This is a genomic window from Saprospiraceae bacterium (genome assembly GCA_016716185.1).
GTDB lineage: Bacteria > Bacteroidota > Bacteroidia > Chitinophagales > Saprospiraceae > Vicinibacter.
In genome coordinates this window covers 1,679,247-1,704,811 of sequence record JADJWV010000002.1, presented here as the reverse complement: position 1 = coordinate 1,704,811, position 25,565 = coordinate 1,679,247, and the positions used below count along the sequence as shown (strand labels likewise).

Below are 25,565 nucleotides of genomic sequence, written 5' to 3'. Positions count from 1 at the left end.
GAAATGAAATCAGCTCTTTACCTCATTGCAATTCTCGCTATGGCGATGAACGCAATTGCTCAAAATCTTCCACTGGAAATGCGTTTTTCAGACGACGGAAAACGATTGATCTCAGGAGCCAGTCAAACAGACGGATTTTATCAACTTAATAAAATCAGGGTCATTGAACTGCAGTTTGACCAACCGGATTATTGGACCAAACTCACGGCCAATTACGCAACGAAAACTGACTTGCCAGCTACACTTACATACAATGGAGATGTGTATCCCAATGTCGGCGTTCGTTTCAAAGGACAAACCTCTTATCAACGCGTAACTTCTCAGAAAAAATCATTCAACATTACTTTGGATTTTGCCGATGAAACCCAGGATCTGAAAGGATATGAAACGCTTAATTTGAATAATTCCTACGAAGACAACAGCTATGTGCGGGAGGTCCTCTATGAATACATCACGCGTCCATTTTGTCCTTCACTCAAAGCGAATTATTCTCATTTGTACATCAACGGTCAGGATTGGGGACTTTACCCCAATGTACAGGCATTAGATGGAGATTATGTTCAGGAGTGGTTTCTCAGCAATGAGGGTACCCGCTGGCGTTGTGAAAGATCCAGTGGTGGCGGACCCGGCCAACCCGGTGGGGGTTTCGGTGCAGGCACTTCGACTTTAAATTATCTTGGAGATGATACGACGCTCTATAAACCGAATTACACCTTAAAGAAAACGACTTTAAACAATCCCTGGAGTGATCTGGTCCGGGTCACGAAAGTACTCAATACGGTGCCGCTCGACCAGCTTGAAGATACTTTAAACAAAGTCATGGACATCGACAGGGCGTTGTGGTTTCTTGCTAAGGAAATTATGTTCGGCGATGATGACAGTTACATCAATAAAGGTGGAATGGATTATTATGCCATTTATCAAAAAGATGTAGAAAGACTGATTCCACTTGAATACGATGCCAATTCTGTAATGAAAGCACAAACCAGTACCTGGTCGCTGTTTCTAAAAGAAAACGATACAAAATTTCCACTCGCAAACAGATTGTTTAAAGTTCCAGCTTTGAGACAGCGATATCTTGCCCATGTCAGAACTATGTTCAATCAGGCTTTAGACAGCGCCCATTACGTTTCAACATTGAATTACCTATATAGCCTGATCGATACGCTGGTGCAGGCGGATCCAAAGAAACTAATGACCTACAGCGCTTTCCAGACCGAAAAAAACGTGTTAATCACCTGGATGCGAAACCGCCGTGCGTTTGTATTGAATAACACTGAATTTAAACAAACCGGTAACACCATTGAAGAGGTCATTTATTCTGTAGAAGGAGAACTTGAAAGAAGACCTTTTGACCATGAGTCGCTGACCGTGCAGGCAAAAATCAGTGGAGGTCCGGGTGTGAAAACAGCTTATTTATACTATTCACCGGGTTTTGACGGATACTTTAAAAAGACCATTATGTTTGACGATGGCAATCACAATGATGGCAATGCGGGTGATGGAATTTTTACAGCTCAAATTCCACCTCATCCGGCAGGCAGCTTTGTGAGATACTATATAGAATCCATCGCAAATAACACAGCAGGTACGATTAGTTACATGCCGGAAGGAGCAGAACACGATGTGTATATTTATCAGGTAAAAGTCAATGAATCCTCACAAGGCGATATCGTCATCAATGAGTTTATGTCTTCCAATACAAAATCTGTTCGCGACCAGGATGGCGAATACGATGACTGGATCGAATTGTACAACAATTCTGCAAGTGCAATAGACATAAGCAATTGGATTCTTACTGACAATCCTGCGAACCTGGATAAATACCGATTTCCGGAAAATACGGAGATTCCCGGGAATGGTTACTTGATCATATGGGCTGATGAGGATGGAAAACAAAACGGTTTCCATGCAAATTTCAAATTGTCTGCTTCTGGTGAGGAAATTTTATTGCTGGATTCTACGGGCTTGCTTGTTGATTCTGTTGTGTTTGGAGCTCAAAATGAAGATTTGGCTTATGCCCGGAGACCCAATGGCACAGGCCCCTTTGTCATACAAACACATACGTTTAATGGCAATAACGATTTGGTTCTGGTAAGCAATGATCTCTCCAACAAATCACTGCGAATTTATCCGAATCCGGCATCTGAAAATCTGCATTTTGAGATGGATTCACCGCAGAATTTTAAATTGAAGATTTCAGATATTTCAGGACATGAAATACTAAGTCGTGAATTGCATTCAGGAGAGGCCCTGGACGTCAGCCAGCTACCTTCGGGGTTTTATCTGATCAGTGTTCTGAATGAAATCCATAAACTCATTATCCAGCATTAAAGCACATTTGAAAAAAATCAATATCATATATCTTCTTGCAGGACTTGCAGGATTTTTAATGTTGCCCAGGTTAAAGGAAAATCTTAGCAACTCCGTTGAATTTTATGGCATCGCCGAAAATCCGGTAAAATCTGTTAATTTTGACTACCCGGTGGAGATTGTCCGGCTCTATAAAAAACAAGGTGAAAGTCTGCAATACGGAGATACGGTCATGACCTTGCGAAGACTGGATCTTCGAACCAAAGAAACCAGCCTTCACTTCGACCTTGCAGATAATGACACCCGGCTACGCGCCGCAAACGAAGGATCATCGCATGAAATTGCGATCCTCGAAAATCAAAAAAATCAGCTTGAGGCTGAATACCGGTACAAAACCGAAATACTGAAACAAAAGCAAACTAAATTCAAAGCCGGGCAAAAATATTTATTAAAATCTGATACGCTTCTGCCTTCTTCTCCTGAAATTCTGACGGAATTGCAACAACTGGAAACCAAATACAAACAAGAACTTTCAGATCTCAATTTGAAAATCCGTCAAAAAAACAAAGACAAATCGGCTTCCATTGAATCACATCGGATAAAAATGGCCAAAGTCCTTAAAGAACTCGAGCAATTAAAAAATTCTGAGGGGGAACTAACAATCGTTAGTACCGGGCCAGGCATGGTTGGTCAATTGGATTATGGTGAAGGAGATCGAATTCCTGAATTCACGCCTCTGGCAAAATTCTACGATCAGCACCCCGGTATCGTCATTTTTTATATTGGCGACCAGCAACTCACCTTATTGAACGAAGGAGACAGCGTTTGGGTGGAGTCGATCAATCTTCCGGATGTTAAATTTAAAGGAGTAATAAGTGCTATGGGGAACCGGATTACAAGTCTTCCGGAAAGGCTTAAAAAAATTCCGGAATTACGTGCCTGGGGTAGGGAAGTGCAGGTAAAAATTCCTTCGAGTAATCGTTTTCTTCAGGGAGAAAAAGTTAAAGTTTATTTTTAAGTTTTGTTCCTCGCATGCAATTGAAATGGTTCATATCAAAAGATAACTTACTTATTCAGGTCCTGACATTCTTCATGCTGGTACCCGGTAAAAGTCAGTCTCAGGAAGCATTCTCGAAGTACCTGAAATCGCAACACTTCAGTTCAACCGATAGTATATACAGCAACTTTATCCATGACATGGAACGTATGGATTTTCGCAAACCGCTGTTCAGGCAACTTGAATTCAGAACGGAAACAAATGAATTCAGAATCGACCGGCAGGAATATATATTTCGATTGAGTTTCCAGAATTTAAAGGATAATGCGTATTCCGGAAAAATCTATGCAACCGAGCTCCAATTATATGAACAAGAATATGTCCACTGTAAATCAAAAATGCTTGCAGAAAAATACGATCGGATAGTTGAATTTTATAAAACCATGGAATTTCTCAACTATTATAAAACTTCATTAGCTCAATACGAATCGTTTTACAACACCTATGCAATGCGGCTCCATGAAAAAACAGATTATATCAAAACACTGGCTAAAATTGAACTGAAGATAACAGTATACCAACTTGAATCCTCTAAACTTGAAATGGAATTGCAAAATATGGCAAGGGATATTTCTCCCGATGCAACTCCCGAAGAATCAAAGCCTGAAATCCAAATTGCAGAATTGACCCATTTCCTCGAATCGGATCATACCTTAATTTTTAAAGAGGCGGGCATTGCAGATCTTCAGCAACAAGTTGAGCAATTGAAGTTCAAACAAAAAAAATCTGCAAGTAATCAACTATTAGATTTTATTCAAACCAGGTTTGCAGATGACCCTGAAGATCCCATCAAGGAAAAAGCTTCTGTTGGGCTGGGCTTAAAAATTCCTTACGTGATCCGAAATCAACACTTAAGTGAAGACTATAGATTTAAAACTCAAAGAATCAGGTGGGAGACCGAACAAAAAAGACAAGAATGGCTGCGAGAACTGAGTATCCTGAAATCGGAACTCCTCAACAGCTGCAAACACTATTTAAATTTCGAAAACAAATTACAAAGTCTCAACCATAAGTATGCGCTCAAAGGGCTTTTGGAAGCACAGGTACTGGATGCGGAAGATATTGCTGATTTGAGAATTGAAATCCAAATGTTAAATATTCAACAATTAAAATCCAAGTACGAAATCCTGGCAAAATACATACAATATTTGCATCTATCCGGACATTTTATTAATAATCCAAATTTGTATTATTTGTCTCTACCTTTTAAAAATTTATGAAATTATATTTTTTATATCTACTGCCGATGCTGTTTATCGTGGCGTTGCACCCCCTAAGTTCGCAGGTCTATCCTTCGACAGAAAACTTTGAAGAACGCACCAAGAAGCAGGTTCTGGAATTAACCGAAAGGCTCTATTTGTCGGAAGAGCAGGCACAGTTGCTTCAGGACATTTTACTCAACCATGGCAAAATCATACAAGAAAAACGGAGCCAGTTCAAGGACCAGCCACGCGATTCCATTCGTGCGGCCTTTCAAACGCTCGAACTTGCAAAAAACGCTGAAATCAAAAACATACTGACGGAAAAACAGTTTACTTCCTATCTGGAATATGCAGAAGAACAAAGATTAAAACGCCGTGAACGATTTCGGCAATAAACCCCGGGAACATGCACAAAATACTTATAGGATTATTTCTCTTATTGCTCATTTCTGTCGGTGCTTCAGCGCAAAATGGCTGGGTTCGCGGGAAAGTCCTCGACGACAAGGGACTTCCACTCCCCGAAGTCCCAGTTTTGATCAAACATCCATGGGGTAAACTTGCCATGGGGTTAACCACGGATCAACAAGGGATTTTTAAAACCGATCAGTTAAAAAGCGGTGGATACAAATTGGAAATAAGTTTGCTGGGATTTGAAACCCACTTTACAGAATTTGTGTACACGGGAGAAGATCAGGACTTTGAGAATATCCGGCTGGAAATAAGCAGGAAGCTATTAAAAGAAATTACCATAGCCGATAAAAAATATCCCGGCAAAGTTCTCAATGACACCGTACAATTTGATGCATCCAGTTATAAAGTTGCTAAAGATGCAAGTGCAGAAGACCTCATCACTAAAATGCCTACCGTCACTAATGAAAACGGGACTGTGAAAGCACAGAATGAAGATGTCAAACAAGTACTGGTCGATGGTAAACCTTTTTTTGGCAACGACCCCAGTTTGTCCTTAAAAAACTTACCTGCCGAGATCATCGACAAAATTCAAATATTTGACCAGCAGAGCGAACAAAGCCAGTTTACCGGTGTCAACGACGGCAATACGGTCAAAACGATCAACATCGTTACCAAAAGCGGGTTGAATAGCGGCCAGTTTGGCAAAGTCTATGCAGGTACCAATTTTCAGGGAAAATATCAGACGGGTGGAAATATAAATTATTTTGATGGTGATCGCAGGATCAGCCTGATAGCTATGTCGAACAATATCAATATTCAGAATTTTTCAAATGACGATATTCTGGGTGTATTGGGTAGTTCAGGCAACCGCAACAGAGGGGGATCTCAAAGTTCCGGCAGAAGAGACTTCCGACCTGGCGGCTCGGGGTCTGGCGATTTTCTGATTCCTCAAAGTGGAGGGATCGCAAAAACGCATGCTTTTGGACTCAATTACACCGATAAATTTGGCAAGACGCTGGAAATGAACCTTTCTTATTTCTTCAACGATTCCAGAAATGATATTATTTCTGAAATCAACAGGGTCTATTTTACAAATGAAAATGTGGACCAATCCTACCTGGAACAAACCTTCAGTAAACCACATAATCAAAATCATCGCCTTCAGGGCAGGCTGGAACTAACACTTGATAGTATGAATTCCATCCAAATTCGTCCCCGGCTCTCATATCAGGACAACAGCAATTCCTTCGACAATAATTCTGTCAGTTCATTTAATGGCATACCCCGTAACGAGTCCAAGAATCTGGCAACTTCCGATGCTTCCGGTTGGAATTTTTCAAACAGCATACTTTACAGGTATAAGTTCAGTAAACCACAACGAACATTTTCGGTTGACTGGAACATGAATACTGCTCCTAAATCTGATGAAGGTTATCAACTTTCATATTTAAGCTTCAACACACCCACCGGTGAAAACCTGGATACAATTAATCAACTTGAAACCAGCGAATATTCCAAAATCAGCTGGTCTGCTAATATGGAATACACGGAACCCATTGCCAAAGGGCATTCCCTGTTATTGAATTACCGGTATCGACAAGGAGAAGATGATACCGATTATTCGACATTCAGTTTGCCACTTTACTCAAGCGGTGATACCCTGTTTTTGCCAAACTTGAGTAATTTTTTTGTATCTCAGAATAAATCCCATCAGATCGGGGTTGGCTACCAGTGGAACATCGATCAGAAACTAAATTTATCAGTCAGAATGAACTGGCAAAATGCGAGCCTGTTCAACGACCAATTTTTACCTCAGGCACACCAGAATAGTAAATCTTTTAATAATCTTGTGCCATCGCTATTCATGAGATATTCCTTCAGCAGAACAAAAAGTCTCATGCTGCATTACCGTACATCGACACAACTTCCATCTATTGATCAGCTCCAAAACGTATTAAATAATTCAAACCCAACCCAGCTTTCGATCGGAAATCCTAATTTGAAACAATCTGTACAGCATTACTCGAGCATCCGGTATAATGTGACATTACCAAATTCAACCATGTTGTATGCTTCAATAAGATTCAATGTCACACAGGATTATATTACTAATCACAATTTTGTCAGAAACCGAAATCATCCTGTCTTTAGTGCCTTTAATATTCCCTTAGGCGTCCAGTTGAGCATTCCTCAAAATGCTGGAAGCAATTATCAGTTAAGATCGTACCTGAGTTATACGTATCCTTTAACTGCTATTAAATGTTTATTTTCTACAGACCTTTCACACAATTATATAGAAACACCGGGGCTCATTGATGGTGATCAAATCAATTCAAGCTCTCACTACCTTGGCTGGGGCTTTTCCCTCAATAGCAACATCAATGAAAAAATTGATTTCAGCATCCAATTCAGACCCTCGTATAATTCGTTTTCAAATCAGAACGTGACAGACAACTATTTTCTCTACGATAATAAACTGCGCATCAGCTGGCAGTTTTATAAAAGAATGGTCATTAAAGCCGATGCGAATTACAGGATTAATGAAAGTCTCCAGGAAGGATTCAATCAAAATATTTTCCTCCTGAATCTGGCTTTTGGAGTCAAACTATTTAAAAATGAAAGGGGAGAGTTGGCTGTTGGTGTCAATGATCTGTTGGACCAAAATCAAAACATTCAACGCAACATTTTGGATACCTATTACGAAGACAGTTACAGCAATAACCTCCAGCGTTTTCTTATGCTGTCATTTACGTACAATCTGAGAAATTTCAACACGGGTCGCAAATCCTCTGATGGAGATATGCCCAAGGATCATTTCAGAGGACCACCTGATGGTCGAAGATTTTAATCCGCCAGCTTCATCAATTCATTATATACGGATTGCAAACCCGTTGTTGCTTTATCAGCTATAATATTCAAACTCTGAAACCGGTTTATTTCGTGTTGAAGTTGCGGTTTCGGATCGATATAAAAAAGGTCAACATTTTTTTGAGCATACGTCAGCAAACCAGCTGCGGGATATACCTGCAGTGAAGTTCCAATTACAAGAATGATATCTGCGGCCTGAACCTTTATGGATGCATCGTAAATCATAGGAACATCTTCACCAAACCAAACGATGTGAGGTCGCAACTGACTACCAAACTCGCACAGATTGCCAATTTTTAAATCCTCGTTCCAGGGATAAACAAGATCCCGTCTGTATGTACTTCTGACTTTGAGCAATTCGCCGTGCAAATGCAATACATGTTTACTGCCTGCTCTTTCGTGCAAATCATCGACGTTTTGTGTTATGATTTCAACGTGAAAATAGGGTTGCAGTCCGGCACAAAGAGTATGGGCTAAATTGGGCTTAGCGGATAGCAGCTGTCTGCGGCGTTCATTATAAAACTCAAGAACAAGTTCCGGATCTCTTTGAAATCCCTCCGGGGTAGCCACATCGGTTACCCGATGTCCTTCCCACAATCCATCGGCATCTCTGAATGTTTTTAATCCGCTTTCCGCACTAATTCCTGCTCCCGAAAGGACTACGAGATTTTTCATGTTGGAAAAGGTTTTTCATAGCCAAAGGTAGCACTTCTAAAAGGTCGGTAGCCATCATGGATTCTATGGCAATTTTCTCTGCCAACAAATCGGCCGCAAATCCATGAAGGTAAACGGCAATAATACAAGCTTCCCGAGTTGAATATCCTTGCGCAAGAAAGGCAGCGATCATTCCGGTAAGTACATCGCCGCTCCCTCCTTTAGCCAATCCGGGATTTCCGCTGCTGTTAAAATAAACTTTTCCGTCTGGTGTTACAGTAGCCGTGTGATGACCTTTAAGAACAATGGTTATTTTTAATTGCACGGCCTGATCAATAGCTTTTTCCAATCTCTGGAAATCGTTTTCACTCGGACCAAACAGTCTGTCAAACTCACCCACATGAGGTGTTATTACGACATCCCCTTTAAATTCATCCAGGACATTTTCTTCGCTGATCAGGTTGAGTGCATCGGCATCGATTACCCAAATTCCTGCATATCTGTCTTTCAGCACATAAAGCAGATCTTTCATCGACTCACTTTTTCCCATTCCCGGCCCAATTGCTAAAACCTTAAATTTTTCAGGGAGTATTTGATCCGGGGAGCAAAACATGGCTTCTGGAACTGATGTTTGTAAAATGATCCTGTTTTCTGAAACTGAAGAAAGTGTACATAGCCCACAGCCGGACTTTAACGCTGCTTTTGCCGACAACACCAACGCACCAGCCATTCCCAGGCAAGAACCTACCATACAAACATGGCCGAAATTATTTTTATAATCAAAGGGTTTCCTCCTTTTAAGAAATCTAACAACATCTTCCTGCCGGATGAACCATTTGTCCGGTGGATGGGAATCCACAAAATCAGGCATCAATCCAATGTCCAATATTTTAAGTAAGCCATAATGTTTTCCGGTTTGAGGAAGTAGTGAAGTCAGTTTTGGGGTTTGAAGGCTTAAAGTAGCGGATGCATGTACACAAAGATGCCCCGGAGGTTGATCGGGATACATTCCGGATGGCAAGTCGATAGATACAATGCGTTGATCATAAGGCTGTAGAAATTCAAAGATATTTTCCAGTTCCGGAGAAGGACTTCGGTTGGTTCCTGAGCCTAAAATGGCATCAATGACCAGTGTATTGTAATTCTTCTTTAAAAGACTTTTCGCATCATCAATTTGTAAAATGGAAATGTGCCTATTATTGAGCACACCGGCCAATTGAATTTCATAATCCCGGCTGTTTTCCGCTGAAACGGGAACCAGACAAACACTTACCCGGTAGGCCAGGTTTTGCAACTGCATGCCTATACTTAAGCCATCGCCACCGTTGTTTCCATTTCCACAAAATATCAGAACCGGGGTAGATGGGGGATACTGACTTCTAAGCCATTCCACACAGACTGAGGCAGCCCTATCCATGAGTTCAACTGAACTAATAGGCTCATTTTCAATAGTATATACATCCCATTGCTTAATGGTCGCTGATTTGTAAACCGGTAGCATTACAATTTTGAAACGCAAAATATGTACCGAACATCATAATTAACAGGAATTAATTCATATCAAAAGTCAATAATATTAGATATTTTTTTAATATATTTGTAAAATAATTTCAATATTGTTTGAATATTTGCGCGAAATCTCATAAAATTGCTGAGTATTTGAGAATTCCCATTCATCTCCGAGTTTTCTTTATTCAAATCCACATTTCATTTAGTAACTTTTAACCGGTTTCACTATGCTTAAACGGCATACCTTATTTTTAATCGCAATTTCCTGGGCGATAAGCTTTTACAAAGGAAATACTCAGGACATCCATTACTCGCAGTTTTTTATGCATTTGCCTGGACAAAGTCCTGCGAATACAGGCGCTTACCATGGTGAGCACAGGCTTACGGCAAATTACAGAAGCCAATGGCAAACTGTACCTGTGCCTTACCTGACCATGAGCCTGTTTTACGACAGTAAATTTAAGATCAGGTCAAAACAAGATTTTATTGGCGTTGGAATCGGACTGGATTACGATAAAGCCGGAGACTCTAAACTGAGTTTGACTGCTTTGAATGCTTCTTTCAGCTACGGTTATAATTTGAATAAGCACCATCAGTTTAGAATCGGAATCAGCCCGAGTGTAGGTCAAAGAAGGCTGTCGGAAGAACTATTAAAATGGGACAACCAATGGGATGGCGAAAAGTACAATCAAGCCCTCAGCCCAAAAGAAAGTTTTGAAAACTCCGGGGCATTTTTCTTCGATCTCGGGGCAGGTTTTAGTTATCAATTGTCAAAAAGCAAAAGGACCTATCTCGCCATTGGAGGTTCAGCGAATCATCTTTTGGAGCCTGAACAAACTTTTTATACCCAACAACAGAATAAAGTTGGGCTGCCCATGCGCTTTGTTTATCATGCCAATCTGAGTATCGGACTGGTATCTTTTGCAGATTTACTTGCTTTCGGACAATACCAGGAGCAGGATGTTTATGAGGAAACAACGGCCAGCGGACTTTTAAGATTTTATATCGACAAAAATCCAGGCATCCGTCTGAATTTATTACTGGGAGCCGGGATCCGCCTGGACGATGCATTTTATCCCATGGCTGGATTTCAGTACAAGAACTGGACAGCTTTAGCCAGTTATGATGTGAATACATCGGATTTTAAGACTGCAACAAACAATAGAGGTGGCCTCGAGATCAGCGTTCAGTATCAATTTAAAGATGTCGAACCTGTGGGCTTGTACAAAAAATGTCCGCTTTATTAATTTAAACAGTCTATGAGAGTTATTTATATTTTAATCGTTAGTCTTCTTGGAATTTCAATTGGAAAGAGCCAGTCGCTGAGTAAGTACAAGGAAACCATCAACAAATATCTGCAAAGGGAAGATTACTATGCAGCTTACCACGACATTTTATTGGCATTGGACTACAAGCAGGAAGTAGATTCTTTCCAAATGCTTGCAGGGCATGCCGCTTTTAAACTCAATGGATTTTCTACCGCCGCAAAACATTACAGAGCAACTATTACCAAAGATATTTTGCAACGACATCCAGAAATAGAATTTTATCTCGGTGAATCTCTGCTTCGTCAGGGTTTTTATAGCGAAGCACTGGTTTATTTTAAATCTTATCAGGCGAGTGGTCATGAAGATGCCGAATTGCAAAACAGAACTCAAAAAAGAATTACTTCAATTGCATGGGCTAAAGAACAAATTCGCAAAAAAGATCCGTTGATTCAACAAAAAAAGCTGGATGATAAAATCAACACGCAAAACAGCGAATTCAGTCCGGTATTTTCCAATAATTCATTGTACGTTTCATTTGACCGGGTTTTAGACGAAAACAGAAAAGACGATAAGTCACCTGAAAATCGCGGAAGTATTTTGCGCTTCAACGAAAACAATTTACAGCCTATGCCGCTCGATTCCGGTTTCGCTGAAGCAGATGCTCACATGGTCCAGCCAAGTTTCAGCCGAGACAGCAGTAAAGTTTATTTTACGCTCTGTACATATATGAAAGATGTTGACCGGATTCAATGCAATATCTACGTAAAATACAAAACAGGATTGAAGTGGGGACCTAAATTTAAATTGCCGGAACCTGTAAATATGCCTGGTTATACTTCAACACAACCGCACATCACCAAAGATCCTGAAACAGGTTTGGATAAATTGTATTTTGTAAGTGAAAGGCCTGGGGGCAAAGGAGGTTTTGATTTGTATTCGGTGCTCATCAGTGAAAATGAATTTCCATCACAGGCTGAAAATATCGAAACACTGAATACCAGCGAACACGAAGTAAGTCCGTATTTCAACCCGAAAACGTCGACTTTATATTTTAGCAGCGAAGGACATACAGGATTTGGCGGACTCGATGTGTACAGTTATGCGCTGAAAGGTAAAGATTCCGCAAAAATTATCAATTTAGGTCCTTCTGTCAACAGCAGTTACGATGACTTATACTATAGCGAAGACGATATTCAGCGCAAAGCATACATAGTTTCCAACAAACCTCAATCAAAATTTATGGATGAGGTAATCCAGGCATGCTGCTACGATATTTATAAAATAAAATACGTGCCTGCTACGCTCGATCTCATTGTGAATACCCTGGACAAATACGATTCCAGTGGATTGCACGGCGTCCGGGTTGAGATCGCGGACTTTACAGAAAAAGATAGTTTGCATTATGCCAACCAACTATCCGATAAATCTATTTATCCGCTGAAGATCACAGAAGACAGAAAATACCGGATCACAGGAAGCAAGGATGGTTGGATTTCAGATACGGTATATTGCAATACCATTGATCTGGAAGACTTATCTGCCATTACGAAAAATTTGTATCTCACCCAGACCAAAATGCTCAATGCATATACCTTTGAAAGAACCACCAATGTAAATCTCAAAGGAGCAACGGTTGAATTGTGGGATCTCGATCAGAATATTTTATTAAAATCGACGACGAATCCGGACAGTAATTTTTTCGATTTTAAAATACTTAAAGGAAAAAATTACAAACTTAAAGCGTTTAAACCCAAATACGAAAGTACAGAGATCCTGATTACACCACTGGAAACAGCACTGGAACCTGTGTTGAACAGAAAACTGTTTTTAGAATTGACTGCCATAGCCGATTTGCGAAAATTATTGCCGATTCGATTGTTCTTTGAGAATGACATGCCGGATCCCAGATCAGAATCCGACAGTACCAGTGTAGGCTTTTTAGATATTTACAGCGATTACTACGGTAAGAAACTGACCTACATTAATGAATTTACCCGGGGTATGAAAACGGCAAACAGAGAAAAGGCCATACTCGAAATTGATACATTTTTTAACAAAAACGTAAAGGCTAATGCCGAAAAATTAAAATTGTTCATGGAAAAACTGATCATAATTCTCCAGGAAGGCCATGAAATTGATATATTTTTGAAAGGCTATGCCTCCCCTCGGGCCAAATCAGATTACAATCAATTACTTTCTTCTCGCAGAGTATATAGTGTTCGGAATGAATTCGACCGCTATGACAATGGAGTGTTTCACGACTATATAGTCAATGGATTTTATCAAATCAAGGAACTTCCATTTGGTGAATCTAAATCCTCTTCGGATGTGAGTGACGATTTGCTGGATACGAGAAATTCCATATATAATTTGAAGGCGGCCTATGAGAGGCGAGTTGAAATTTTGGAAATATTAAAAGGTGTGGATGAAAATGTTAATCAATAACTCAATGGAACTTATGGCAAACAATTCATATAAATATTTAAAACTGCTGGTCTTGGGATTTGCGTGGATCCTGTTGACATCAACAGAGCTCAGATCCAGCCATATTGTTGGAGGAGAAATGTCATACAAATGTCTCGGCGGTCAGGTTTATGAAATCACTTTGACTTTGAGGAGAGACTGTTTCAACGGAAGTCCTGAAGCTGAATTTGATGATCCGGCACATATTGGAATTTTTGATAGCGAAGGTGCAATCGTACGAAGCAGAGGTCAGTTTGGCTTGTTGTTGCTCGACTTCAGAAATGACGATACCCTAAATGAAATTTTAAGGACGGAATGTGAAGTCGTCGGAGGTGATGTATGTGTGCATACGACTACGTATCGCGGCAAAATTGAATTACCGTTTCTCAAGGGAGGATATGTATTAGGCTATCAGCGTTGCTGTAGGAATAAAACCATTACAAACATCATTGACCCCGAACTTATAGGCGCTACTTATAATATTGTGATTTCAGAAGATGCCCTGATGTACTGCAACAACTCTCCTAAGTTTGGTGCTTTTCCCCCAATTTATGTTTGTGGAGATAGGTTCATTAATTTTGATCACCATGCATTTGACCAGGAAGGCGATTCTTTGGTATATAGCCTTTGTGTACCCTATGCAGGAGCTGACACCGCCAACTCCAAACCCACCAGACCAAGCAGACCACCTTTTCCTCAAGTTACATATAAACCGCCTTTTAGCTTAGCGGATCTGTTGGGTGGAAATCCTGCACTGAGAATTGATCAGAACACAGGTTTATTGACAGGACAGCCCAATGCCATTGGTCAATATCTGGTAGGAATTTGTGTTGATGAATACCGGAACGGAAAACTATTATCGAGGGTCAGAAGAGATTTTCAATACAATGTCCGGTTCTGTACAACAAACCCGGTTGCAAGATTTTCTGCAAGCGATACCGTATTGTGTGTTGGCGACAGCACTATAAAATTTACAAACAACAGCGTTAATGCAAGAGACTTTACCTGGTTATTTGATTATCCAAGAACTAACCTGATTTCCAAGGATACCAACCCGGAATTTAAATTTCCTGGCCCGGGAAAATACCGGGTGGCATTAGTAGCCAACAGAGCAAAAGATTGTATCGACACCAATTATCTGGATGTTTATCTTTATGGCGATGGGTTTTTAAGAAGTGATTTCAATGTTCAATATGAAAGTTGTAAGGATAGCATTGAATTGGTTGTCACAGATCAATCGTTTGATTCCCTGTTAAACATAAATAGGTGGCAATGGAATGCGAAACTAAACAGCAGAATCTTTACTTCATTGAATCAAAATCCGCGTTTTGTATTCCAGGATACGGGTAAAGCGGTAATCCAATTAACCATTACTTCAGAAGGTGGTTGCACTGATACGATTGAAAAAGAATTTCAGTTGAATTTTCTGGATCCACAATTTGTAGGAGATAAAATTCCCATATGCATTGGTGAATCGACAAAACTGTTGAAAAACCCTGACCCCAGATTTAAATATACCTGGACTCCTTCAACGGGTTTAAGTTGCGCTTTTTGTCCGGACCCGGTTGCAACGCCTACGTCAGACATTGTCTATAAACTCGTCATTACAGACGGAAATTGCACAGAGGAAGATTCTGTTTTGGTTACAGTGAGCGATCTTTTGAACATCGACATTAAAGGAGATTCTGTGATCTGTGGTAAAGATCTCGAACTGATTGCCAATGGGGGAGTAGAGAGCACGGTAGAATGGTCTGATCTTTCAGATTTTTCAAACATTCTCTCTAATGGATCCTATACACTAAAAACGCAAGTTGATGGAAAAAAGACTTTTTATGTCAGAGCAAAAAGTGCTTTTAATTGTCCGGGTCTCGATAGTATCACTGTAAGAAACGAAGAAGTAAACAGTTCCATCAGTCTGGATTCTGTCAGAGTTTGTGAAGGCGATACATTTCAGTTAAAAATCCAAAATGGCAATCCCAATCACCAGCTTTCGTATACCTGGCAACCCGATACAAACATTTTGTCGGGAAAAGGAACGGATCTGGTTACTGTGCGCATTCCTCAATGTGGGCATTACCAATTTAAAGTACTTGCTACCAATCAATACGATTGCAACACATCCGACTCGGTGAATGCATATATCGTTTGCAAACCCGAAGCTGATTTTAAAACAGAAAAAAATTGCGACAATACACTTGTTAGTTTCAGCAACCTGAGTTCTCCCGGCAACTATTTCTGGGACTTTGGAGATCAGGAAACATCTAATGAAAACAGCCCTGTTCATTTTTATCAAAAAGCAGGCAGGTATACGGTTACCTTAAAAGTGGCTGCTGAATGTAAAAACGAAATCACTAAAATCGTCGATGTCGGATTGATTATGGTCAGTCTTAAAGAACGCGTTGTAAGTTGTATGGGGAAACCAGTGAAGCTCAACGAAAATCCGGATACCAGTTATCGTTATTTCTGGACACCCGCTGAAGGCCTGGATGATCCTACAAGTCCAAATCCAACAGCGCATGTGAGCGGAACAAAAACATACAAAGTCCGCGTGAGTGATCCGAATATTCCGGATTGTTTTATCGATAGGGAAATCACCGTTTTTGTACCCCCTCCGATAAATCTGAAAGTTAACAATGATACCGTTTTATGTTATCAAAGCCCAATCATTTTACATGCAACTACAGATTCCGGAGCCATAGTTCCAAGCATTGAGTGGACCGACGAAATTGGTATTTTACTTGGTACCGGCTACAGTCTGGAGAAATTGTTCAAAGATTCCATGTACGTATTTGCTTATGCAACTGATGCATACGGTTGTGGCGATGTGGACTCTTTCAGAATAGTTCCCATTGATACGAGTTATGACATTATCGGAAAAGATAAATTATGTCCGGGTAAGGATGGGCCCATTGAATTTATTAATCTCGATGGACACAAGTACAAATTTGACTGGACGCCGGAAAGATTTATTATTACAAACAGGGATCAGGCCAGGATTTTGGTTAAACCTTCAGACACCACCGTTTTTTACCTAACCTTTATCAATGAATACGGTTGTGCATATCAGGATAGTTTTAAAGTAAACATCAGCAGATTCGATCCACCATTACTCGCATTTGCGGATCCCGACACCATATTCCTTGGACAATCAACCCAATTATCAACAACACCCGGGTATATGGATTACGAATGGATCATCCCGTATAACCTTACATGTATTAAATGTCCGGATCCAGAAGCCAGTCCGGAAAGTTCAACACTGTACACGGTCAAAGCAAGAAATGAGGACGGCTGTGAAGGTATTGCCGAAGTAAGCGTATTTGTAAAGCGGCCTAAATGCAATGAAGAAGATGTATTTTTCCCAAATGTTTTTAGTCCGAACGACGATATGGAAAACGATATCCTTCGAATAAGAAGCAATTTTCTCGAATCAGTCGAACTTTATGTTTACAACAGATGGGGAGAAAAAGTCTTTGAAACTAAGGACATCAATCATTGGTGGGATGGCACGTATAAAGGCGTCAAGCTTCCTCCTGATGTTTATGGTTATTACTTCATTGCCACGTGTGTTGATGGACAGACCTATGCTAAAAAAGGGAATGTGACTCTATTGCGTTGATCCTCTAAGCATTCTTAATAATTTGTTTATATTTGTGTAGAGTTCAGGCCTTACACCCGGACTTTACAGGAACATATTTTAAGTTTACTTAAACTATAATCTTTTGGTAATCCACATTTTATAGTTTATAAAGGCGATAGCACGGCATTATGCACAAACCAACCGGAATACTGCGTTGTTTAGGAGTGTTCATTCTCTATTTGAACAGCTTGCATGCACAGGATATCCACCATTCACAATATTATACGACTCATTTAAATTATAATGCCGCAGCAACCGGGTTGTTTGCAGGCGACCAAAGACTGGCTTTAAATTACAGGAGGCAATGGTTTGTGGATGATATTGTCCGGTACATGACCCTTAGTGGTTCATTTGATTTTAAAATTTACCCGAAATCCTGGAAAACCAAGGGTATCTGGAATGTTGGTATCCAGTTTAACTACGATCAGGCTGGAGATTCGAAGCTTGGCCTGGCTTATTTGGGCGGCTCAGTGGCTTACAGTTATCCCATAAGTATAAACCATATTCTTTCAGCAGGAGGAGGTATTTCTTTTGCGCATCGAAGATTTAATCCGGATGAGTTGACCTGGGATTCTCAATGGAATGGAGATATCTTCGATCCAACCCTGCCTTCGGGTGAAAATTTTGGGAAAACATCAACCAATTTCTTTGATGCCCATGCAGGTTTAAATTATCGCTGGCAAAAATCAAAAAGAACGCGAATTGATTTTGGCATATCCGCTTTTCATCTGACCCAACCCGATCAGAAATTTTTTGAACAATCGCTCAGCATCAAACTGCCCATAAGATGGAGTTTTCAGTTGATTCCAAGTTTTCAGCTAACCGAAAACCTAGATCTTATGTTACATGGATTATATCAAAAGCAGCAAGCCTATGAAGAAACCTTGCTTGGAGGCTATGCAAAATTATATCTAAGTCAGAGAAGAGGACAGGAGCTCCAATTATTATTAGGTATTGCGACCAGATTGGAAGATGCACTTATACCTAAAATTGCCGTGCAATATAAGAATTACTATGGTGGACTCAGTTACGACATCACAAATTCAGGATTTGAATCAGCGGTCAGAGAGAAAGGCGGGCCAGAGTTTAGTTTTGTTTATATATTCACAAAAGCCAGGCCCTTTGCTCAGTTAAAATCATGTCCTATTTTTTAATCCAAAGGCCATGTATAAAAAACTGATTTTAATTGGCATTATCTTTTTCCGCATCGCACAACTCGATGCTCAATCCCTTTCATCGGTGCTCTCAGTTGCCGAACAATCCATGCATAGTAAAAACTTCTACGATGCATTTTTAAAGTACAAAGAAGCATTGGAATTCCAACCCGATAACAATGATTTTAGATACAAAGCAGCAATGGCTGGAATGCAACTGGGATCCTACAAACAAGCCGCAGAATTTTTTGAGTTGGTTTCTGCAAGCGAAGAGAAAAACCGGTTTCCCGAAGCCTCTCTAAAACTTGGACAAATGAGGCACATTCAGGGCGATTACGAAAAAGCCATATGGGCTTATAAAATTTACAAAACAGAATTTTCAAGCGATACGAGCCCCTATTTTGCATATACCGAAAGGCAAATCAAAGCATGTGAGTGGGCCTTACAACAAATTAAAAATCCAAACAAAGGAGTTTACATAAACAGACTGGAAAATCATATCAATTCTATCTTTTCTGATTTCGCTCCAAATGTAAATGGCGACACGCTCACGTACTCATCTTTGAGATTTACAAATTTAGCCAATACCGATATTCCAAAAAGGCACAATGCATCTGTATTGCGATCCGTCAAGGACAATGCTGCTGAAAGGATCCTGAGCGACAGTTTCCCCGGACTTGATAAATCCATTGCTCACAGCTCTTATGCCCAAGATAAATCGATCGTTATTTACACTATTTGTGAAGATCTCAACGATTACGATAAGCGCTGCGATCTTTATAAAAGTAAAGTTGACGCTACCGGTACCTGGCTTCCCCCCGAAAAACTTCCGGAACCGCTAAACATATCAGGATACAGTTCGACACAGCCATGTTTGTCAAGTCTCGAAAATGGAAATGGCGCAGTTTTGTATTTTTCATCCAACCGACCGAACGCCAGTAAGGGTGGATTCGATATTTGGTACAGCTTTATGGATGCAGATGGCAATTTTTCGGAACCCATAAACTGTGAAAGTGTCAATACTGCGGAAGACGAGTATTCGCCGTTTTATTATGAGCGTTCCCGAACTTTGTATTTTTCATCCAAAGGGCATTTGGGTTTCGGTGGATTAGATATATATTCTGCAAAGCAAACCGACAAAGGATTTTCTGCTCCAGTAAATATTGGTTTCCCACAAAACAGCAGTTTTGATGATTTGTATTATTATGTTACAGATCAGGATACTGTGGCTTATATGGCTTCAAACAGAACGGGTACTTTATTTCTCGACGACGCCAATGAAGCCTGCTGCCTTGATCTTTTTAAATTATCCATCCAATCCTGCAATATAGACTTGCTTGCCCTGGTGTATAATTATTATACTCAGGAAGAAATCCACGGTGCCACTGTAGAATTAACAGATATAGAAGACAAGAATCAACAACCTGTGGTGATCCAAAATCTCAATGGCAATGATTTTAATTACGATATCCTTTGCGAAAGAAATTACAAGCTCACGGCGCATAAAGATGGATTCACTTCCGACTCCCTGGTTTTTTATTCAGGAAGGATTGGAGAATTTAAATCACTCACTAAAAAACTTTTCCTTAAACCAAATAAAGTTACTTTAGAAGTACTCACTTTCAATAAAAACAACAAACAACCTTTGGATGGTGTGCGTGTGTCAATTAAAGACCTCGATGGAAATTTGGACACCACTTTATTCAATGTACAGAATAACTTGTTTGTCATTCCTGCATTGCCATGCCATCGCTACCGCATCATCGCCAGCAAACCGGATTTCGCTAGCGTCGACACGATGTTTCTAATCGATTGTGGAAGCAGCGGCATTGTTCAGAAAAAATTATACCTCCCAAGCATCATTTTTAACTTGTTGCCTGTGAGTTTGTATTTTGACAATGATCGTCCGGGACCAGGTTCTTACGACACAACATGCCATACCGGTTACGCACACACCTACCGAAATTATTTAGCTCGAAAACCCAAATTTATTAAGGTATCCAATGAACTTCAGGTATTTGATGGCGGTCAGGCCAATTCTCTGATGAATGATTTCTTTGCGAATGAAGTTGTAAAAGGCAAAAAAATCCTCGATACCTTCTTAATTGTTTTAGAGTCCGATTTAAAGAAAGGCAAAACTTACGAGATCTTTTTGAAAGGCTACGCATCTCCATTGGCTAAGTCAGATTATAATTTAAAACTTTCTCACCGAAGAATACACAGTGTGTATAACGATATATGGAATTATAAAAAAGGCATCTTTAAAAAATACATTAAAAACGGACAGTTAAAATTAAGTGAGAAACCTTTCGGAGAAAGTCAGGCACCAAAAGGCATCAGCGATCAGAAGAAAGACTTGCGTTCAGTTTATACGGTTGAAGCGTCCAGGGAAAGACGTGTAGAAATTATCGAAATCAAGGAATAACACAGAACGTCATGAAAAAAACTGTACAGAAAATATTCAGAAATATATACGCAGGAAAGCTGCTGCTGACTGCTGTACTTTTTATTTTGGGGTCTGATTTCCAGTCCTTGTTTGCATCACACATTGTCGGTGGCGAACTGACATATCGCTATCTGGGCAATAACCGATATGAAATCAAACTCGTCGTTCGGAGAGATTGCATCAACGGTTCAGACACCGTACCCTTTGATAATCCTGCAATTATTGGAGTTTTTTACAGAGACAATCAAAAAGCTTTCCGTGTGGGTGCTGATGGAACGTTCAGGATGGCTCAAATGAATAATGACACCCTTCAGGAGAAGCCAGACAACATTTGTCCCGGACCACTGAAAGAAGTATGCGTGCATCAAAGTACTTACATCGATACATTTACGATTCCCTATGAACAAAGGGGATACTACCTGGTTTATCAGCGCTGCTGCAGGAACAGCACCCTGACAAATATCGAACATGCCGACAGCGTAGGTACCACCTTTGTTGCTGAAATAAAACCGCTATCGGCAGACAATATTAATTCAACACCTGCTTTTGGTTTGGAATATCCACCGATATATACTTGTGTCAATAAAGAAATGATTTTTGATCATTCGGCGACTGATGAAGATGGAGATTCACTGGTATATAGTTTATGCACACCATATCTGGGTAAAACAATCACTTTTCCTGCTGATCGACCGGATAATCCACCGTATACATTACTGAATTGGGCTCCCGGATTCGGCTTAAACAATCTGTTTGGATCACCTGCCACTATTGACCCAACAACCGGTTTATTTAAAGTTACACCTGGAATCCTGGGACAATTTCTGGTTGGGGTTTGTGTAAAAGAATACAGAAACGGTGAATTTCTTTCTGAAGTCCGCAGAGACTTTGAAGTCAATGTCGTGAATTGTGGTGTCCAACCCACTGCGAAATTTTCAGTCAAATCAGAAATTTGCAAAGGATTAGAAGTAGAGTTTCAAAATGAGTCCGTCGCAGGCTTGGAGTTCACCTGGTTCTTTGATTGGGATGGTGACAGATCCAGGCAATCTACATTATTAAATCCAACATTCACATATCCAAGAGAAGGCAGCTACAGAGTAGTGCTGGCTGTAAAAAATGTAACATGTGTCGATACATTTGAGCAAGTGATCCGGGTCATTGACCCTCAACTTAAACCAGACTTTAGTTATGAACTTGTTTGTGATACGATTGGTATATTAAAATTAATTGATTCCTCACAATCCAGATATCAAATCATCGAAACAAGCTGGTGTATTTTCGGACCCAATGATTCCATACGAAGCAACGAAAAAAATCCGGTGATTACCATTCCCAAAGAGGGCTTTTACGAGATCACTTTAAAAATCAGAGATACGTTTGGATGCTATTCAGAAATCATTAAAGACATTAATTTCAAATTTGTAGATGCTGAACTTATCGGCAATGAAGCATCGATTTGCAAAGGCGATTCTATCAGACTTGTAAAAAGTGCAAAGCCGGGACTCGTATTTAACTGGAGTCCCACAAATAGTTTAAATCTGTCCAATCCTGCTAATCCATGGGCTAAACCTTTTACCACAACTGTATATACGGTGACGATCACCGATGGAGGATGTCAGGTTATCAAGCAAATTGAAATTAAGGTTAAGGAAAGAATCAAATTATCGGTTACCGGCGATAGTATAAATTGCAATGGTTTTGTAAGATTAAAAGCACATGCAGATTCAACAAATCTCTATTATTGGTATACAGATCCAGGATTCACCCAACTCATTTCACAGGATTCTATTTTGCTGGACACCATTATGCAGGACACAAGATATTATGTGATTGCAGGCTCAGCCAGCGAACAATGTCCTGATACCACAAGTATCCTCGTGAAGTACAAGGCATTTAATGTTGAATTTAATGGCGATTACCAAATATGTGCGGGAGATAGTCTCGTTATTGAAATTAAACCGACAGGTACTAAAGATACCCTTCGCATTATATGGGATAATAATCCAATTCTGACAGGGCCCTTGAATAGTTTAACTACAAAGGTTTATGTATCAAACCCTGGAAGATATGTTTTGCGATTCCATATAAAAAATCAGTATGATTGTGAAGTTGAAGATAGTATCATCATCACCGCAATCGATCATCCGATTCCTGAGATACTTGCAGAAAGCGAATGTGGTTCACTGAAAATCAAATACAGTACAAATACCATTGGAAGGGTATTTTGGGATTTTGGAGATGGCACTGGAACCTCAACTGCGAAAAGTGGTGATTACGTTTATCCAAAACCAGGCAGATACATCATACGATTAAAGTCCGATACCATCTGTTCCCGGGAAGTTGAGACAGAAGTTACTGTCGTAGAACTTAAAATCAATTTAAAAGATACTGTAATTTCCTGTTTTGGTGAATCCGTTTTTCTCAATCCTGGAGGAGATCCCAAATATCATTACGAATGGACTCCCGTAGAAGGATTGGATAATCCAAACAGTCCCAATCCTAAAGCAACTATATCAATCAGCAAATGGTATTATGTAAAAGTAACTGATCAGGATTTTCCCGATTCGTGTGCATTGTTCGACAGCATCTTTGTTCTTGTTCCCCCTTTTGTAGAATCACATGCAACACCTGATACCTTTCTGTGTGAGAAAGCAAAAATTAATTTATCGGGATCATCCAATCTAACCGATGTAAAATACATTTGGTGCGATGAAAAAAATAATACGCTGGGAGACAAACCCGTCATTGAAGTTGAAATCGGCGAAACATCGAGATTCATTCTCAAGGTTACCGATCGTTATGGTTGTACAGACCGCGATACCATTGAAGTCATTCTTTACGAACTGCAAGCTACTATAAAGGGCGATGATAAAATTTGCGTAAACGATACAGCAATGTTATCAGCTCAGGTGCAACCGCCAGGTATGTATATGTATTTATGGGAACCCGCAAATTTCATAATTGGAAATCCAATGGACTCCATTGTAAAAGTATATACGGAGAAAACGCAGGAATTTAAAGTTACAATCAATAACAAACTAGGATGCGAGTGGAGTTTTACACATTTGCTCACCATCAATGATCCTCAGTTGTCATTGGTTGTTGACGCACAACCTAAAATTGTTGTTGGAGGTCAGACCTCTCAACTTATGGCCACATTCAATCCAAACTGGACTTACCTTTGGTCGCCGGATGATGGCAGTTTAAATGATATACGCATTCACAATCCCATTGCGACACCATCTAAAACAACAACATATACTGTAGTTGTAACCGATGAGGCCGGGTGTACGGCAAGCGCCTCTGTTACCATAGTCGTTCAAAGTTGTATTGATGCTGTTTTTTTGCCAAATGCATTTTCTCCAAACAACGATTCCAAAAATGAGCAGCTTTGCGTGAGAACCAGACCCGGAACTGTAAGCAAAATGGAATTGCTCATTTATTCCCGTTGGGGTGAAAAGATATTTCAAAGCACTGATCCGGTATTTTGCTGGGATGGAACATATAAAAACAAGAAACTCTCTCCGGATGTCTTTGGATACATTCTCCGGTTCAGTTGTCTGGGACAGGAAGAGCAAGTAAAGAAAGGTAATATTTCGCTGCTCAAGTAAAATCAGATCTCCTGGCACCTTAAACAATTCATAATAAACTTATTTCAGGCCCTAAGCTAATCTATATATGTACTTCGTCCCATTTTGTCCGGTATGTAATCATTCGAAGTTCACGAAACAATTTTCATGCATCGATTATACGGTAAGTCGATCATCATTCGAAATCGTGCAATGCGAACATTGCAAATTATTGCTAACCAGCCCACGACCAGAAAATCAAGAACTGGGAAAATACTACCAGTCGAAGACCTATATATCGCACAGCGACAGTTCTGAAGGTTTGATCAACAAATTGTACAAAAGCATTCGACATCTGACACTATGGATGAAATTGCGCTGGTTAAAAAACTTATCTGATCGTGGAACATTGATCGACATTGGATCAGGAGCCGGATATTTTTTGAATGCATGCAAAAAACAAGGCTATCAGGTCACGGGAATCGAACCGGATGAAACAACCAGAAACCTGTCGATCGAAAAATTTCAGTTATCGTGTTATTCCGAATCCTATCTTGAAGAAATCAAAAATGAAACAGCAGATCTGATCACCATGTGGCATGTTCTCGAACATGTTCCCGAACCCGGTTCAAGATTACAACAAATAAATCGCATACTTAAAGATTCGGGCTACCTGATTATTGCTGTGCCCAATTGTGATTCCTTTGATGCAAAATATTATCGGGAATTTTGGGCAGGTTATGATGTACCCAGACATGTATGGCACTTTAAACCGAATCAACTTATTGAACTGGCCAAACACCATCAATTGGAGTGCGTTGAAATCAAGCCCATGATTTTTGATGCTTTCTATGTTTCCATCTTAAGCGAAAAATATAAGAAAAATATATTCGGGCTGTTGTTGGGCGGACTCATCGGAATGTTATCAAACATCAATGCTGCCTTCGCAAAAACACCTAAATTCTCCAGTCAGGTGTATATTTTTAAAAAATCGAAAAATTAAGTTGCTGC

At 40.0% G+C, this 25,565-nt stretch carries 14 protein-coding genes; 12 read left to right on the top strand and 2 right to left on the bottom strand.

The window, feature by feature from the left end; genetic code table 11:
- Positions 1-3: 3 nt before the first annotated feature.
- The 5 genes from IPM34_08515 to IPM34_08495 are packed head-to-tail and all read left to right on the top strand — an operon-like array spanning position 4 to position 7,831.
- A complete protein-coding gene (locus IPM34_08515) occupies positions 4-2,334 on the top strand; it encodes a CotH kinase family protein (protein MBK8955584.1) in 2,331 nt (776 codons plus the stop codon).
- Positions 2,303-3,331: an HlyD family efflux transporter periplasmic adaptor subunit gene (locus tag IPM34_08510; protein ID MBK8955583.1), complete on the top strand. Its 1,029-nt coding sequence runs from the start codon at positions 2,303-2,305 to the stop codon at positions 3,329-3,331. Before IPM34_08515 ends, IPM34_08510 begins: the two co-directional genes overlap by 32 nt.
- A gap of 14 nt (positions 3,332-3,345) precedes the next feature.
- The gene (locus tag IPM34_08505) at positions 3,346-4,590 is read left to right on the top strand and encodes a hypothetical protein (protein MBK8955582.1); all 1,245 of its coding nucleotides are present in this window, start codon (positions 3,346-3,348) and stop codon (positions 4,588-4,590) included.
- Positions 4,587-4,967, top strand: a complete 381-nt coding sequence (locus IPM34_08500; protein ID MBK8955581.1) for a hypothetical protein — start codon at positions 4,587-4,589, stop codon at positions 4,965-4,967. Before IPM34_08505 ends, IPM34_08500 begins: the two co-directional genes overlap by 4 nt.
- A gap of 11 nt (positions 4,968-4,978) precedes the next feature.
- Positions 4,979-7,831, top strand: a complete 2,853-nt coding sequence (locus tag IPM34_08495; GenBank protein MBK8955580.1) for a TonB-dependent receptor — start codon at positions 4,979-4,981, stop codon at positions 7,829-7,831.
- On the opposite strand, the gene IPM34_08490 is transcribed toward IPM34_08495, so the two are convergent.
- On the bottom strand, positions 7,828-8,526 hold the full coding sequence (locus IPM34_08490) for an NAD-dependent deacylase (protein ID MBK8955579.1): 699 nt from the start codon (positions 8,524-8,526) through the stop codon (positions 7,828-7,830). The genes IPM34_08495 and IPM34_08490 overlap by 4 nt on opposite strands.
- Positions 8,489-10,006 carry an NAD(P)H-hydrate dehydratase gene (locus tag IPM34_08485; protein MBK8955578.1) on the bottom strand — a complete coding sequence of 506 codons (1,518 nt, stop codon included), beginning with the start codon at positions 10,004-10,006 and terminating at the stop codon, positions 8,489-8,491. The genes IPM34_08490 and IPM34_08485 overlap by 38 nt, the downstream gene beginning before the upstream one ends.
- Before the next feature lie 235 nt (positions 10,007-10,241).
- On the opposite strand from IPM34_08485, the gene IPM34_08480 reads away from it, so the two are divergent.
- The 7 genes from IPM34_08480 to IPM34_08450 all read left to right on the top strand — a co-directional run bounded on the left by IPM34_08480 (position 10,242) and on the right by IPM34_08450 (position 25,557).
- A complete protein-coding gene (locus tag IPM34_08480; protein ID MBK8955577.1) occupies positions 10,242-11,261 on the top strand; it encodes a PorP/SprF family type IX secretion system membrane protein in 1,020 nt (339 codons plus the stop codon).
- A gap of 12 nt (positions 11,262-11,273) precedes the next feature.
- Positions 11,274-13,727, top strand: coding sequence for a PD40 domain-containing protein (locus tag IPM34_08475; protein ID MBK8955576.1), 2,454 nt, complete (start codon positions 11,274-11,276; stop codon positions 13,725-13,727).
- On the top strand, positions 13,708-17,364 hold the full coding sequence (locus IPM34_08470; protein ID MBK8955575.1) for a gliding motility-associated C-terminal domain-containing protein: 3,657 nt from the start codon (positions 13,708-13,710) through the stop codon (positions 17,362-17,364). The genes IPM34_08475 and IPM34_08470 overlap by 20 nt, the downstream gene beginning before the upstream one ends.
- Positions 17,365-17,513: 149 nt before the next feature.
- The gene (locus IPM34_08465; protein ID MBK8955574.1) at positions 17,514-18,539 is read left to right on the top strand and encodes a PorP/SprF family type IX secretion system membrane protein; all 1,026 of its coding nucleotides are present in this window, start codon (positions 17,514-17,516) and stop codon (positions 18,537-18,539) included.
- Between the two features lie 10 nt (positions 18,540-18,549).
- Complete coding sequence (locus IPM34_08460; GenBank protein ID MBK8955573.1) at positions 18,550-20,964, top strand: PD40 domain-containing protein; 2,415 nt, start codon at positions 18,550-18,552, stop codon at positions 20,962-20,964.
- Positions 20,965-20,975: 11 nt separating this feature from the next.
- Positions 20,976-24,596 (top strand): gliding motility-associated C-terminal domain-containing protein, encoded by a 3,621-nt coding sequence (locus tag IPM34_08455; protein ID MBK8955572.1) that lies wholly within the window; start codon positions 20,976-20,978, stop codon positions 24,594-24,596.
- Between the two features lie 67 nt (positions 24,597-24,663).
- Complete coding sequence (locus IPM34_08450; protein ID MBK8955571.1) at positions 24,664-25,557, top strand: class I SAM-dependent methyltransferase; 894 nt, start codon at positions 24,664-24,666, stop codon at positions 25,555-25,557.
- The last annotated feature ends 8 nt before the right edge of the window (positions 25,558-25,565 follow it).